Source organism: Arthrobacter sp. zg-Y1116 (assembly GCF_024385485.1).
Lineage (GTDB): Bacteria > Actinomycetota > Actinomycetes > Actinomycetales > Micrococcaceae > Arthrobacter_B.
Window position 1 is genome coordinate 428,966 of record NZ_JANFLR010000002.1, and the last position, 13,411, is coordinate 442,376.

A 13,411-nucleotide genomic window follows, 5' to 3' on the forward strand; every position below is an offset into this window, starting at 1 on the left:
GGAGCACCATGCGCACGTCAATTGCCACCGTCTGCCTGAGCGGGACGCTCGAAGAGAAAATGCGGGCCTGCGCCGATGCAGGCTTCGACGGCGTCGAAATCTTCGAACCGGACCTTTTGGTCTCTCCGTCCAGCCCGGAGCAGATCCGCGCCCTGGCGGCCCACCTGGGACTGACCCTGGACCTGTACCAGCCGTTCCGGGACTTTGAAGGCGTCGAGGACCCCCTGCTCGAAGCCAACCTGGACCGCGCCCGGGCAAAGTTCGAACTGATGAACCGCCTCGGGATCGAAACCATGCTGCTGTGCAGCAACGTGGGCACGGCGACCATCGACGACGACGCCGCGGCGGCGGACCAGCTGCGCCGGCTGGGTGAACTGGCGGCCGGCTACGGGGTAAAGGTCGCCTACGAAGCACTCGCCTGGGGACGCTACGTAAATGACTTCGAGCATGCCCAGCGCATAGTGGACCTGGCCGACCACCCGCAGATCGGCACCTGCCTGGACAGCTTCCACATCCTCTCCCGCAGCTGGGACCCGGCCGCGATCGAAAAAATCCCGGCGGAGAAAATCTTCTTCGTCCAGCTCGCCGACGCGCCCGAACTATCCCTCGATGTCCTCTCCTGGAGCCGGCACTACCGGGTCTTCCCCGGTGAGGGCGCGTTCGACCTGGTGCGGTTCATGGCCCATCTGGTCCGCAGCGGCTATGACGGACCGGTGTCCCTGGAGATCTTCAACGACGTGTTCCGGCAGACCGCCGAGGACCGCACCGCGGTGGACGCGATGCGGTCCCTTATCTGGCTGGAGGAGCGCACGGCGTCGTACCTCTTGCAGCACGACGGCAGTGCGCACTATCCGATGTCCCTCGCGACCCTGCCGAGCGTGGCCGAGCCCACCGGGTTCAACTTCGCCGAGGTCAAGGCCGGGAACCCGGACACGGTCTCCGCGCTCCTGCACCAGCTGGGCTTCACCTTCGCCGGGCGGCACCGGACCAAACCCGTGCAGCTGTGGACCTCCGGCACGGCTCGGGTGATCATCAACGGGCAGCAGGCCGGCGGGATGGAACCGGGCATTTCCGCACTCGGGCTGGACGTGCAGGACCCGCAGGCCGCAGCTTCCCGCGCGGTGCAGCTGCGGGCCCGGCCGGTGAGCCGACGCAGCCAGGCGGATGAGCAGGTGCTCCAGGCCGTGTTTGCCCCGGATTCCACGGAGGTCTTCCTCTGCGAAGCCACCGCCGACGGCACTGCCGCGTGGGCGGACGAGTTCGGACCCGCGGCGACGCCCGGCCCCGGGGAAACCGCCGGGCAACCGACGCAGCCGCTGATTTCGGCCATTGACCACATCAACCTGTCCCAGCCGTGGCAGCACTTCGACGAAGCGGTGCTCTTCTACGAGTCCACGCTTTCGCTGACCCCTATCGCCTCGCAGGAAGTCCCCAGTCCCATGGGCCTGGTCCGCAGCCAGGTGATGCGCAGCGCCGACGGCGGGGTGCGGCTGGCGTTGAACATTGCTCCGTTGATCGTGGAATCCGGGCCCGGCGGCGCGGAGTACCCCCAGCACGTCGCTTTCACCTCCACCGATCTGGTCGCCACCGCCCGCCAGGCGGCCGAAAGGGGGCTTCGGTTCCTGCCGGTGCCGGCCAATTACTATGAGGACCTGGCAGCCCGCTTCCGGCTTGATCCGGGGTTCCTGGCGGAACTGCAGGGGCTGAACCTGCTCTATGACCGCGACGGTGACGGCGAATTCCTGCACTTCTACACGGGCACCGTGGGCAACGTGTTCTTCGAAGTGGTGGAGCGGCGGGGCGGGTACGAAGGTTACGGTGCACCCAATGCACCCGTTCGGCTGGCCTCCCAGTACCTGGCTTCCCGCGGGGAACCGAAAGCGCGTTAAGTGGAGGGCGCAGACGGCTATTACGTGAAATCGGTGGAGAAGGCCTTCGCTGTGCTGGGCGCCTTCACGCTGAACGTGCCCGAACACACGGTCAGCTCCGCAGCCGCGGCGGCAGGCATCAGCCGGGCTGCGTCGCGCCGGTTCCTCCTCACCCTCCGGGACCTCGGCTACCTGGGCTTTGACGGAACCACTTTCCGCCTGGCGCCGAGGACCCTGGACATCGGGTCCTCGTTCCTGGCGCATCTTTCCCTGCCGCACGCGGCCGAGCCGCACCTGAAGCAGCTCTCCGTTGACCTGGGCGAGACAACGTCGCTCTGCATCCTGGACGGGACCGACGTCGTCTATGTTTCGCGGATCACTTCCCCCCGGCTGGTGCGGGTGGCGGTCAACGTCGGGACCCGGTTCCCGGCCTGGGCCACTTCGATGGGCAGGGTGCTGCTGGCGTCCCTGCCCGAGGCGGAGCAGGAAGCCTATTTCAGCACCGTGGAACTGATGCCTTACACCGCGCGCACCGTCCGCACCATCCAGGAGCTGAGGGCGTCCGTTCGGGAGACCGGCGAGCGGGGCTGGTCACGGGTGGCTGATGAGTTGGAGGACGGCCTGCGGGGCGTGGCCGTTCCGGTCCGCAGCGGCGACGGCACAGTGGTCGCGGCCGCCAACGTGTCGCTGCAGCTGCACAGCGCCGAACGCGTGGAGGAGACCGTGCTTCCGCCGCTGCGCGCCGCCGCGGACCGGATAGGCCGGGACCTGGGCTAGTCGCTGTACTCGGTGGCCTTGTAGATACTCAGGCCCAGCGCCGCGGCAACCTGGGCCACCGCACGCTGTGCCTTGACGCTGTTGCCCACCTCGTCCAGCGGCGGCGCAAACCCGGCAATCGCCAGCTTGCCGGGCATGATGGCCAGGATGCCCCCGCCCACGCCGGACTTTCCCGGCAGTCCCACGCGGTAGGCCCAGTCACCGGAGGCGGTATACATCCCTTCCATGGTCATCTCGGCCAGCATGGCCGGGATGTTGGCAGCCTGCACCACCCGGTCCCCGCTCAAGGGATTGATTCCCTTGTTGGCGATGGTGGCTCCCATGGCCGCCAGGTCACGGGCGGTGACGAGGGTAGAGCACTGCCGGGTATACACATCACACGCTTCCATCGGATCCGAATACATGGTGCCGCCCGAGTACAGCAGCCAGGCAATCGCCCGGTTGTGGAAGTTGGTGGACTGTTCGGAGTTATTCACCTCGTCACTCAGCGTGATTCTCCGGCCGGCAAATGCGCTCTGGACCTGCAGGATCGCCTCCCACCGATCCTCGGCGTTGTCGCCGGGAATCAGGGAAACCGTGGACATGGCCCCGGCATTGACCAAGGGCGAAACCGGTGTGTCACCGTGCAGGACAACGGAAATCACCGAGTTGAACGGCTCCCCGGTAGGATCCGCACCGACCTTTTCCTGGAAGGTTTCCAGCCCCACCTGTTCCATGGCCCACGCCATGGAGAACACCTTGGAAATGGATTCCAGGGCGAATTCGAAGCCTGTGTCACCGGCTTCGAACAACGCTCCGTCCGCGGTCATCACGCAAACCCCGAAGAGGTCCGGGTTCACGGACGCCAGGTACGGGATGTAGCTGGCGTTCCTTCCCCCGGAGTCGTTTCGGTGGTCTGCGTACGCCGTCCGGACCGCCGATTCAATTGCGGCGTCATCGAGTGTCATACCGCCGTGCTCCCGCCGTGCCCGCCGCCGTCGTCGTGCGAGAACATCACCGGCGAACCGGAGGATTCCGCTTCCCTGGTCAACTGTTGGGTGGAAACACTGGACTCCGAGACCGTCCCGGGATGCGAATGCTCAATCTGCCACGTGAACGGAACGAACTCGCTGGTCCGGTCCCGCCAGTGCGGCTTGCGGAAGGCATAAATAAGGAACGGCAGGATGACCATCACCACAGCCCCGCCCACGAGGATGCCCACGTAGACTTCCGGGGATCCTACGGAAATCTGGTCGGGCGGGATGAAGCTGAAGGCGAAAGCCATCAGTGAACCGAGGAAACCCACGCCGCCGATAATCCACATGCCGACGTCGCCTCCGGGCACCCGGTAGGGCCGCGGACGGTTCGGCTGGCTGTAGCGCAGGTAAATCGCGGCAGCGAACATCAGCATGTACATGATGAGGTACAGGATCACCGTCAGCTGGCTCAGGATCTGGTAGGCGGCCTGAACCGAGGGCAGCACTACGTAGGTCAGTCCCAGGCCGGTGACCATAAAGGCCTGGAAGAACAGGATGTGGGTGCCCATTCCATTCTTGTTGGTGTGCTGCCAGAAGCGGGGGAGGTAACCTGCCTTCGCCACGGCAAGCATGCCCATTGACGGACCTGCCACCCAGGTCACTACGCCGGCGAGGACGCCGATCAGCAGCATAAACGCGACTATGGGTCCAGCCCAGCCAATGCCGGCCCATTCAAACATGTCGTTGTAGGAGGTCAACAGGCTCTGGGTGAGGTTGATATCGGCCTGGGGCACCACGAACGCGATGGCCAGGGTTCCCAGCACGAAGATGATGACGGTCCCTGCCGCCGCGGTCAGCACGGCGATCGGGTAGTCGCGGGTGGGGTTCTTGACCTCTTTGACGTGGATCGCGTTCATTTCCATGCCGGCGTAGAAAAGGAAAATCGACGCCGCGAGCACCACGTTGGAGAAGTTGCCGAAGTCGGGAATGAGTTCGCCCCAGCCCAGCTGGATCTGCGGGGTGTTCCCGGCAAAGAAATAGGAGAAGCCAAGGACGATCAAGATGGCCGCCGGAATGATGGTTCCGATGATGCCGCCCCACTGGCTTACCCGGGAGAAGGCCTTCGCACCGCGGAAGGCAATGAACGTGGCCAGCCAGTAGACCACCAGGACCACCGCGAGGACGAAGAGCTTGTTTCCTGCGAGTTGCGCGTCAAGGTTCTGGTTGTCCCCGGTGTAGGCCAGTGACACAGCGCCGAACGTCAGCACGGTGGGGAACCAGATGGTCACCTCGATGAAGAGCATGAACATGGCCAGGAAGGCCCACCGCGGCCCGAACGCCTCGCCAACCCATCGGAAGACGCCGCCCGTCTCCGGCCATCCAGTGGCCAGCTCCGCGGCCACGAGGGAGACCGGAATCAGGAAGACGACGGCGGCCAGGACATAGTAGAAAATCGAGCTCAGGCCGTACTCGGCCTCCGACGGAAGCCCGCGGAGGCTGACCACGGCCACAATGTTCATCACCGCCAGGGCGCCGATGGTGATCTGGGCATTCTGCTTCGATTTCGCCCGCTGCTGATCCGCTGCGGGGGAATTTGCTGCCTTCGAATCGCTCATTTAGGCCACCTCCTCGATTAGTGATGGAATCCGGGACGCTCCGCCTCGCGAGGCATCGGGGCACTCAGCTGATCCAGGTACGTGGTTTCCCGTCGGATATCCGCCAGCAGTTTCTCTGCCAGGTCCATACTCAGCCCGTTGCGGACCACAATCCGTTCCACCGTCAGGTTCGAGAGGTTGTCCGGCAGGGGATAGGCGGGCACGAGCCACCCCCTGGTGCGGAGCCGCTCCGCCAGGTCATACAGGTTCCACTTGTCCGTGTATCCGTCTTTCAGCCGCCAGGCGAACACCGGGATGTCGGAGCCGTCGTTCCACAGTTCGAAGGGGCCCAGCTCAGCGATCGCGCCGGACAGGTGCAGCGCAACGTCCTGCGAGGCCTGCTGGATCCGTGCATAGCCGTCGCGGCCCAGGCGCAGGAACAAGTAAAACTGCAGGACCACCTGTGCACCGGGGCGCGAGAAGTTCAGGGCAAAGGTCGGCATATCGCCGCCAAGGTAGCTCACGTAGAAAATCAGGTCCTCCGGAAGCCACTGCCGTTCCCGCCAGACCACCCAGCCGAGCCCCGGATAGACCAGGCCGTATTTATGGCCGGAAGTGCTGATCGAGTGGACCCGTTCCAGCCGGAAGTCCCACTCCAGGTCCTGTTGGATGAACGGCGCGATCATGGCGCCGGACGCCCCGTCCACGTGGATGGGAATGTCGAGGCCGGTGGAGGCCTGGATCTCGTCCAGCTTGGCCGCGATCTGCTTTACCGGCTCATACATGCCGGTGTAGGTCACGCCCATGATGGCGACGACGCCGATGGTGTTTTCATCGACATAGTTCTCCAACTCGAAGCCGTCCAGGCATTTGTGCTCTTCACTGATGGGCACCAGCCGCGGCTCGACGTCGAAGTAGTTGCAGAACTTCTCCCAGCACACCTGGACCGCGGAACTCATCACCAGGTTCGGCTTATCAGTAGGCTTTCCCTCGCTGCGGCGCCGATGCTGCCAAAGCCGTTTGAACGCCAATCCGCCCAGCATGCAGGCTTCGGAGGAACCGACCGTCGAGGTGCCGATGGAGTTCTCCGGGGAGGGGGAATGCCACAGATCGGCGAGGATCCGCCAGCAGTTCTGCTCAATCTGCGCAGTCTGCGGGTATTCGTCCTTGTCGATCATGTTCTTGTCGAACGTCTCGCTGTAGAGCCGGTTCGCGTGGTCGTCCATCCAGGTGCTGACAAACGTCGCCAGGTTCAGGCGTGCGTTGCCGTCCAGCATGGTTTCGTCATGGACAATCTGGTATGCCGTTTCCGGCAGCATTTCACCATCATTCAGCCGGAATTTCGGAGCGGCAGTCTCCTCGCCCGGCCGGGCAAAAAGCGGATTGACGGAAAGCGAATCAGGATTTTTCTGCACCATTTTGGAAGCCTCTCATCGACAATATGCCAACCGGCATCAGGCCGTAGTGAACGGCGGTGGGTCCCCCCAAGGCTGCGCGCAGGAAAAACTCTACGCGCGGCAAATACCCGGTGCTAGGTTTGGCGCGGTTTACGCGGCTCCGGACCCAAAACGGCGGTAAAGGCAGTGTCCGGCAGCGCTTTTTCCTGGTCTTTCATTGAGGGCCGGCCGGTGCCGGACGTACCCTTGCCGGACCGCTTATTCCTGCCCGGCTCCCGCGCTCCAACGCCGCCGGACCGGGCAATCGAGAAGGAGATATCCATGGCTTCCCTTGCACGGCGCGAGCGTTTTGAACTGCCGGACCAGGTCCGTAAATTCTTCGAGGGGGACTGGGAGGTTCCTGCCTTCCCCGTCGAGGAATACCAGGACGGCTCGGCCATGGTGATCCGGGCCGAACTGCCCAACATCAATCCGGAACAGGACCTGGACGTCACGGTGAGCGACGGGGTCCTGCATATCAAGGGGGAACGGAAGGAAAAGACGGAGCACAAGGGACGGCACGGCTACCGTTCCGAGTTCCGTTACGGGTCATTCACCCGCGAAATAGCGCTGCCGTCCGGAGCCAGCCAGGACAATGTCACGGCTACCTACAACGACGGCGTGCTGGAGGTGCGCGTGCCGGTCCCCGAGGTTGGACCATCGTCAACCAAGGTTCCCATCTCGCGGGGCTAGGGCGGCCGCCGAGCTGAAGCCGAAGGAGCCGCATGACTGAACGGCCAGCAGCACGCAAGGGCGCACGGACGTTCCCGGACTGGCTGGTCATTGCCACGCTGGGCTGCGGCGGCATAGTGGTCTCGCTTGAAAAAACCGCGGTGGTTCCGCTGCTGCCGGAATACCCCCGGATCTTCGGAGTCACCTCCGACGATGTGTCCTGGCTGGTCACCGTCACGCTGCTCTCCGCAGCGGTGGCAACCCCCATCGTCTCCCGGCTCGCGGACATGTACGGCAAACGCCGGATGCTGCTGGTGGCCATGGCCCTGATGGTTGCCGGCGCCTTCACGGCCTCCATCGGCGGGACCTTCACGTGGGCCCTGGTCGGCCGCGGGCTGCAGGGCCTTGCCGGTGCGGTGATACCGGTGGGGATCAGCATCCTGCGGGAAACCCTGCCGCAGAAGAAGATCGCCGGCGCCGTTGCGCTGATGAGTGCCAGCTTCGGCATCGGCAGCGCCCTGGGGCTGCCGCTTGCCGGGCTGGTCTATGCACGGTTGGGCTGGCAGGGCACCTTTTGGGTGGTGGGAGTGATTGGCGCGTTGGTGATTGCCGCCGTCGTCGTCTTTGTCCCGGAGTCGAAGGTCCGCAACCCGGCTCCGTTTGACTACGTCGGGGCCCTGCTGCTGTCGGCCGCCATGACCGCCGTATTGCTGGCCATTACCAAGGGCGGGGTCTGGGGCTGGACCAGTTACCCGATCCTGGGCCTTTTTGCCGCCGCCGCCGTCTGCTTCGCACTGTGGTTTCCGGCGGAGCTGCGCAACGGACAGCCCCTGGTGGACCTGCGGACATCCGCCCTCCGCCCGGTCCTGCTCACCAACATCGGAGCCGTCCTGGTGGGCTTTTCCATGTACGCGAACATGCTGGTCACCACGCAGCAGCTGCAGCTCTCGAAGGAGACCGGCTACGGCTTCGGACTGAGCGTTCTCGCGGCCGGCCTCACCATGATCCCGTCAGGGCTGGCCATGGTGGCGGCTTCCCCGGTCTCGGCGCGCATCACCAACACGTACGGAGCCAAGGTCACGCTGGTGACCGGCTGCACCGTTATGGCAGCGGGATATCTGGCACGCATCCTCTTCGTGCACACGGTTCCTCAAATCATCACCGGGGCCGTGATCGTGTCCATCGGCACGGCAATCTCCATGGCCGCCATGCCCACCATCATCATGAGCAACGTCCCGCTCACCGACACAGCGGCAGCCAACGGCCTGAACACCCTGCTCCGGTCCGTAGGCACCTCCACCTGCAGCGCAGCAGTGGCCACTGTCCTGGCCTCGCTGACAATAACCATCGGCGGCAGCACCTTTCCCGGACTGGACGCGTTCCGGACCATTTTCGTGTTGGCCGGTCTGGCGGCACTGGCCGCCGCCGGCGTCGCCTGCCTGATTCCCCGGTCCCGCCGGCACGAGGCCACGCACCCGGACCTGCACGCCGACGGCACACAACGGCAGCCGCAACCGGAGGAAAAACGGGAGATCATGGTCAGCGGACGGCTGCTGTCGGCCACTGACGGCAGGCCGGTGGGCCGGGGCACCGTCACTGTGCTGGACAGCGGTGGCAGTCCGGTGGACTGGGACCGCACGGACCAGGACGGCGGCTATGCCGTCCTGCTTCCCGGCGAGGGACAATACGTCATGGTTGCGAGCCAGGCCAGCTGGCTGCCGGTTTCGGAAGTGCTGGCCATCCGGGGTGCGGCGGTACACCACGACCTCCATTTCCGCCGGCCGCTGGCCCTCACGGGACGGATCCGGCATGCCGGCCGCGCCGTCGCTGATGCACTCGTGATCCTGGTCCGGCCGGGCGGAGAGGTAGCAGCCTCGGCCCGTTCAGACGGCAGGGGGAACTACGAGCTGCCCCTGCCCGGATCCGGTGAGTATGTCCTTAGCGTCATTGAACCGGATGCCCGGACCACCCACACCCGGACCGTGGTCCTCCCGGCGCCGGACACCGTGATCGACGTGGAACTCGGAGGACGGGAACCGCACACCGGCCTCAGGATCTGACCGGGCCGCCCATCAGCGAGACCAAGGGCACATCTGCCGCTTTGGTACGCGCCTGTCCAAGCGCATACGATCAATCTGGCGTAAAGCGGGCGTCGGCAGCCAAACACGTGCCGAGCTATGTCCCGCTGCGCGGATTCTTTCACTCGTCTTTAGTTAGGGTATGCGGTGGACCTCACCCTCATGGTCGCGCTGGTGATCGCGCTAGCACTATTCTTCGACTTCACCAACGGCTTTCATGACACCGCCAATGCGATGGCTACCCCCATCGCAACCGGTGCCATCAAGCCCAAAACGGCCGTCGCCCTGGCGGCCGTGCTCAACCTGGTAGGTGCCTTCCTCTCCACGGAGGTAGCCAAAACCATCTCCGGCGGACTCATCAAGGAAGGTGAGGGCGGGATCCAGATAACCCCCGTCATGATCTTCGCCGGCCTGATGGGCGCCGTCATCTGGAACCTGATCACCTGGCTGCGGGGACTGCCGAGCAGTTCCTCCCACGCCCTGTTCGGCGGGCTGATCGGCGCCGCGATTGTCGGCGCCGGATTCGGTTCGGTGGATTACTCCGTGCTGATGTCCAAGGTTGTCCTGCCTGCGCTGATCGCTCCGTGCATCGCCCTGTTCGTGGCTTATCTCGCCACCAAGCTGGCGTACCGGATCACCCGCCGGCATGATCCCGATTCGGGCAACAAGCTGCCCCGCAAGCGCGGCGGCTTCCGCTACGCCCAGATCTTCTCCTCCTCCCTGGTCGCCCTGGCTCACGGCACCAACGACGCCCAGAAGACCATGGGTGTGATCACCCTTGTCCTGGTTGCCGGCGGCCTGCAGACCTCCGGCACCGGCCCCGCCTTCTGGGTCGTTGCAGCCTGTGCCATTGCCATTGCCGCCGGAACCTACGCCGGCGGCTGGCGCATCATCCGCACCATGGGAACCGGCCTGACCGAGGTCAAGCCGGCACAGGGCTTTGCTGCCGAAACCAGTACGGCCGCTGCCATCCTGGCCTCGTCCCACCTGGGCTTCGCACTGTCCACCACCCAGGTCGCCTCCGGCTCCGTCATCGGTTCGGGCCTGGGCCGCAAGGGCGCCGAGGTCCGTTGGGGCACCGCAGGGAAGGTGGGTGCCGGCTGGCTCCTCACGCTTCCCGCTGCCGCCGTCATGGGTGCCATTGCGGCGCTCATCGCGTCCATCGGCACCGCAGGTGTGGTTGCGATCTCCATTCTCGGCACCCTCACCATCCTGGGCATCTTCCTGTGGTCCCGCCGCAGCCCGGTGAACCACGACAACGCCGTCAGCGACATTGAAAATGCCGGTGAAGTAGTCCGCATCAAGAAGCGCCGCGGCAAGAACAACCGCAAGGGCAAGAACGGCAGCACCGGCAAGAACAACAACTCCGGTAAGGGCGGAAGCACCGCTGCCGGGGTCAAGGTCAAGGAAGGTTCCAAATGAACATCCACTGGATGGACTACCTGACGGTCTTCGGCGTCACGCTTCTCGCCGCGCTGACCGTGGTCTGCATCTATTCGTTCGGGGTTCGCCTGTACGCGGTCTCGCTCGATGCTGAGACCGGTTCCACCCCGCGCAACCGCGTCGCCCTGGCAAAGGCGGGAGCGTTCACCTGCTTCGCACTAAGCGCCGCAGCGGTACTGTTCGGGATTTACCTGATTGTCCCGGCGCTGCACGGCTAGGCTCTCAGAAACACTAAAAAGGCCCGCAGGATCATCTGATCCTGCGGGCCTTTTACGTTGGTGGTGCCTAGTTCTGCAACGCCGGGTCCGGGGCGTAGAACGGGTAATCCGTGTAGCCCTCGGGTCCGAAGGAGTAGAACGTCGTTGCGTCCGGGGTATTCAGCGGCAGGTCTTCCTGCCAGCGGCGCGCGAGGTCCGGGTTGGCGATGGCCGGACGGCCGACAACGACGGCGTCGCCCAGTCCGTCGTCCATCATGGCCAGGGCTTCCTCGCGGGTGGTGAGGGGGCCGAAGCCCGTGTTGAGCAGTACCTTGCCGCCGAAGCGGGTGCGGAGGGCCTGGACCAGCTCGCCGGCGGGATCACGGTGCAGGATGCTCAGGTACGCGAGGCCGAGCGGTGCTACGGCATCCAGCAGGACGCCGTACGTGGCAAGCACATCCTCCGGGTCCATCTCCAGGCAGCCCTGCACATTGTGTTCGGGCGAAATGCGCAGGCCAACCCGGTCGGCGCCGATTTCGGCCGCCACGGCGGAAAGGGTTTCAATGACGAACCGTGCACGGTTTTCGGGGCTTCCGCCGTAGTTGTCCGTGCGCTGGTTCGCCGTCGGGGAGAGGAATTCATGCAGGAGGTAACCGTTCGCTCCGTGCAGCTCCACGCCGTCGAACCCGGCGTCCACCGCTGCCCTGGACCCGCGCACGAAGTCCGCGGTCACAGACGCCAGTTCTTCGGTTTCCAGTGCACGCGGCACTGTGTACGCCTGCTTGCCGTCGTAGGTGTGGGACATGCCGTCCACGCCCACGGCACTCGGGGCTACGGGGTCCACGCCGCCGTTGATGTTCGGATGGGTCACCCGGCCGGCGTGCATGACCTGCGCGACAATCCGGCCGCCGGCTTCATGCACGGCGTCGGTGACCCGGCGCCAGCCTGCCAGCTGCTCGGGGTCCACGAGCCCGGGCTGTCCGGGGAATCCCTGCCCTTCACGGCTGGGATACGTTCCTTCGCTGACGATCAGGCCGAGCGAGGCGCGCTGGCTGTAGTGCTCAACCATCATCGGGCCCGGGATGCCGTCGCGTCCGGCCCGCTGGCGGGTCAGCGGTGCCATCACGAGGCGGTTGGACAGTTCAAGGCTGCCGGCGGTCATCGGGGAAAACAGGTTCACTAAGTAACTCTTCCTATCGATTGCCGCTGCCCGCGCCTGCATAGGCAGCGCTGACAGCGGCAGTGTGGGTTCATAGGCGCAACCCGGTACCCCGCCAACCTATTCCGCGGGCGGCGCCGACTGTGGCGCAGCCCATACCCGTCCGGCCGCCGGCTGGCTACCATGGCGGCATGGTGCGGACTGTGTACTACGCCTCGGTTTCCCTTGACGGATTCACCGCCGACGACGACGCCGGCCCGCCGGAGGACCACCGGTTCCGGGTGGCCGAATCACCGGCGAACGCCGGTGCCGTGGTGATGGGGGCGGGGACCTACGGCCGGCTGCAGCGGCAGGTAGGGGAGGGCGGCGCCGACGCGTGGGACTGTCCGCCCGGGCCTGTCTGGGTCTACACACATCACGAGTTTCCCGCCGTCGCCGGAGCGGACATCATGTTTGTCCGCGGTCCGGTGGAGGAGTTCGCGGCGGACATCGCGGACTCGGCCAACGGCGGGGACGTCTGGCTGCGGGGTGTGGACCTGGCGGGCCAGTACCTGCACCACGGACTGCTGGACGAACTGCGCCTGGTGGTGCATCCGGTCCTGCTCGGCAGTGGCCGGCCGCTGCTGCCCCTCGCCGCGGAACGGCCGGCGCTGCTGCTCAGCGCCCGGCCGTCCGCCGACGGCAGCGTACGGCTGTGTTACGGGATCCACGCCGGGCAGGAGCCCTAGCGGGACTCCCGGATCATGTTCGTAATGCGTGCCGTGGAGAGCCTGCGGCCGTCCTCGTCGGTCATAACCACTTCGTGCGTGGTGAGGGTGTTGCCCAGGTGCACGGCCGTGGCCGTTCCGGTGACCAGACCTGAGGACGCGGACCGGTGGTGCGTGGCTCCGATTTCTATTCCCACGGCGTGCCGTCCGGGTCCGGCATGGATGCCGGCGCCGAAGGAGCCGAGGGTCTCGGCGAGGACCAGGTGCGCGCCGCCGTGGAGGATGCCTGCCACCTGTTCGTTGCCCTCCACCGGCATGGTGGCCACCAGCCGGTCCGCCGACATCTCGAGGAAACGGATGCCCATCTTCGCCACCAGCCGGCCCACGCCGTGCGCGGACAACCAGTCATGCATCTCTTCCGGGACACCGGCGTCGATAAGTTCCTGCTTGTGGGGGTTGGTGTCCGCCTGATGGCCGGAAGGGCCCGGCGTGAAAATCTCGCTCATGGCAACTAGGCTTGCAT

At 65.4% G+C, this 13,411-nt stretch carries 12 protein-coding genes; 7 read left to right on the plus strand and 5 right to left on the minus strand.

Annotation, left to right across the window (positions count from 1 at the left end; genetic code table 11):
* The first annotated feature begins 8 nt into the window (after nt 1-8).
* Together NNX34_RS08750 and NNX34_RS08755 are read left to right on the plus strand one after the other, a co-directional pair.
* A complete protein-coding gene (locus tag NNX34_RS08750; RefSeq protein ID WP_255766134.1) occupies nt 9-1,889 on the plus strand; it encodes a bifunctional sugar phosphate isomerase/epimerase/4-hydroxyphenylpyruvate dioxygenase family protein in 1,881 nt (626 codons plus the stop codon).
* Nucleotides 1,890-2,645, plus strand: a complete 756-nt coding sequence (locus NNX34_RS08755) for an IclR family transcriptional regulator C-terminal domain-containing protein (protein WP_255766135.1) — start codon at nt 1,890-1,892, stop codon at nt 2,643-2,645.
* On the opposite strand, the gene glsA is transcribed toward NNX34_RS08755, so the two are convergent.
* Genes glsA through NNX34_RS08770 form a run of 3 tightly spaced genes read right to left on the minus strand, consistent with a single transcriptional unit; the run spans nt 2,642 to nt 6,614 of the window.
* On the minus strand, nt 2,642-3,592 hold the full coding sequence (glsA, locus tag NNX34_RS08760) for a glutaminase A (RefSeq protein ID WP_255766136.1): 951 nt from the start codon (nt 3,590-3,592) through the stop codon (nt 2,642-2,644). The two genes, NNX34_RS08755 and glsA, sit on opposite strands and share 4 nt — an antisense overlap.
* Entirely contained in the window at nt 3,589-5,217 is a 1,629-nt protein-coding gene (gadC, locus tag NNX34_RS08765; RefSeq protein WP_255766137.1) for a putative glutamine/gamma-aminobutyrate antiporter GadC, read from the minus strand. Before gadC ends, glsA begins: the two co-directional genes overlap by 4 nt.
* A gap of 17 nt (nt 5,218-5,234) precedes the next feature.
* Complete coding sequence (locus tag NNX34_RS08770) at nt 5,235-6,614, minus strand: glutamate decarboxylase (RefSeq protein ID WP_255766138.1); 1,380 nt, start codon at nt 6,612-6,614, stop codon at nt 5,235-5,237.
* Nucleotides 6,615-6,914: 300 nt separating this feature from the next.
* Between NNX34_RS08770 and NNX34_RS08775 the strand changes: the two genes are divergently transcribed.
* From NNX34_RS08775 to NNX34_RS08790, 4 genes are all read left to right on the plus strand, one after another.
* On the plus strand, nt 6,915-7,325 hold the full coding sequence (locus tag NNX34_RS08775) for an Hsp20/alpha crystallin family protein (RefSeq protein WP_227921809.1): 411 nt from the start codon (nt 6,915-6,917) through the stop codon (nt 7,323-7,325).
* A 32-nt stretch (nt 7,326-7,357) separates the two neighbouring features.
* On the plus strand, nt 7,358-9,364 hold the full coding sequence (locus NNX34_RS08780; protein ID WP_255766139.1) for an MFS transporter: 2,007 nt from the start codon (nt 7,358-7,360) through the stop codon (nt 9,362-9,364).
* Between the two features lie 165 nt (nt 9,365-9,529).
* The gene (locus NNX34_RS08785) at nt 9,530-10,804 is read left to right on the plus strand and encodes an inorganic phosphate transporter (protein ID WP_255766140.1); all 1,275 of its coding nucleotides are present in this window, start codon (nt 9,530-9,532) and stop codon (nt 10,802-10,804) included.
* Nucleotides 10,801-11,043, plus strand: a complete 243-nt coding sequence (locus NNX34_RS08790) for a hypothetical protein (protein ID WP_257794955.1) — start codon at nt 10,801-10,803, stop codon at nt 11,041-11,043. Before NNX34_RS08785 ends, NNX34_RS08790 begins: the two co-directional genes overlap by 4 nt.
* 67 nt (nt 11,044-11,110) lie before the next feature.
* Here the strand turns inward: NNX34_RS08790 and NNX34_RS08795 are convergent, their stop codons facing one another.
* Nucleotides 11,111-12,244, minus strand: coding sequence for an alkene reductase (locus NNX34_RS08795; RefSeq protein WP_255766141.1), 1,134 nt, complete (start codon nt 12,242-12,244; stop codon nt 11,111-11,113).
* Nucleotides 12,245-12,372: 128 nt separating this feature from the next.
* On the opposite strand from NNX34_RS08795, the gene NNX34_RS08800 reads away from it, so the two are divergent.
* On the plus strand, nt 12,373-12,909 hold the full coding sequence (locus NNX34_RS08800) for a dihydrofolate reductase family protein (protein WP_255766142.1): 537 nt from the start codon (nt 12,373-12,375) through the stop codon (nt 12,907-12,909).
* Here the strand turns inward: NNX34_RS08800 and NNX34_RS08805 are convergent.
* The gene (locus NNX34_RS08805) at nt 12,906-13,394 is read right to left on the minus strand and encodes a PaaI family thioesterase (protein WP_255766143.1); all 489 of its coding nucleotides are present in this window, start codon (nt 13,392-13,394) and stop codon (nt 12,906-12,908) included. The genes NNX34_RS08800 and NNX34_RS08805 overlap by 4 nt on opposite strands.
* Between the last annotated feature and the right edge of the window lie 17 nt (nt 13,395-13,411).

What these genes read in the sequence shown, in the direction of transcription:
- NNX34_RS08750 (WP_255766134.1), top strand. Translation starts at nt 9, where the DNA reads ATGCGCACGTCAATTGCCACCGTCTGCCTGAGCGGGACGCTCGAAGAG.
- glsA (WP_255766136.1), bottom strand. Translation starts at nt 3,592, where the DNA reads ATGACACTCGATGACGCCGCAATTGAATCGGCGGTCCGGACGGCGTAC.
- gadC (WP_255766137.1), bottom strand. Translation starts at nt 5,217, where the DNA reads ATGAGCGATTCGAAGGCAGCAAATTCCCCCGCAGCGGATCAGCAGCGG.
- NNX34_RS08770 (WP_255766138.1), bottom strand. Translation starts at nt 6,614, where the DNA reads ATGGTGCAGAAAAATCCTGATTCGCTTTCCGTCAATCCGCTTTTTGCC.
- NNX34_RS08775 (WP_227921809.1), top strand. Translation starts at nt 6,915, where the DNA reads ATGGCTTCCCTTGCACGGCGCGAGCGTTTTGAACTGCCGGACCAGGTC.
- NNX34_RS08780 (WP_255766139.1), top strand. Translation starts at nt 7,358, where the DNA reads ATGACTGAACGGCCAGCAGCACGCAAGGGCGCACGGACGTTCCCGGAC.
- NNX34_RS08790 (WP_257794955.1), top strand. Translation starts at nt 10,801, where the DNA reads ATGAACATCCACTGGATGGACTACCTGACGGTCTTCGGCGTCACGCTT.
- NNX34_RS08795 (WP_255766141.1), bottom strand. Translation starts at nt 12,244, where the DNA reads ATGCAGGCGCGGGCAGCGGCAATCGATAGGAAGAGTTACTTAGTGAAC.
- NNX34_RS08800 (WP_255766142.1), top strand. Translation starts at nt 12,373, where the DNA reads ATGGTGCGGACTGTGTACTACGCCTCGGTTTCCCTTGACGGATTCACC.
- NNX34_RS08805 (WP_255766143.1), bottom strand. Translation starts at nt 13,394, where the DNA reads ATGAGCGAGATTTTCACGCCGGGCCCTTCCGGCCATCAGGCGGACACC.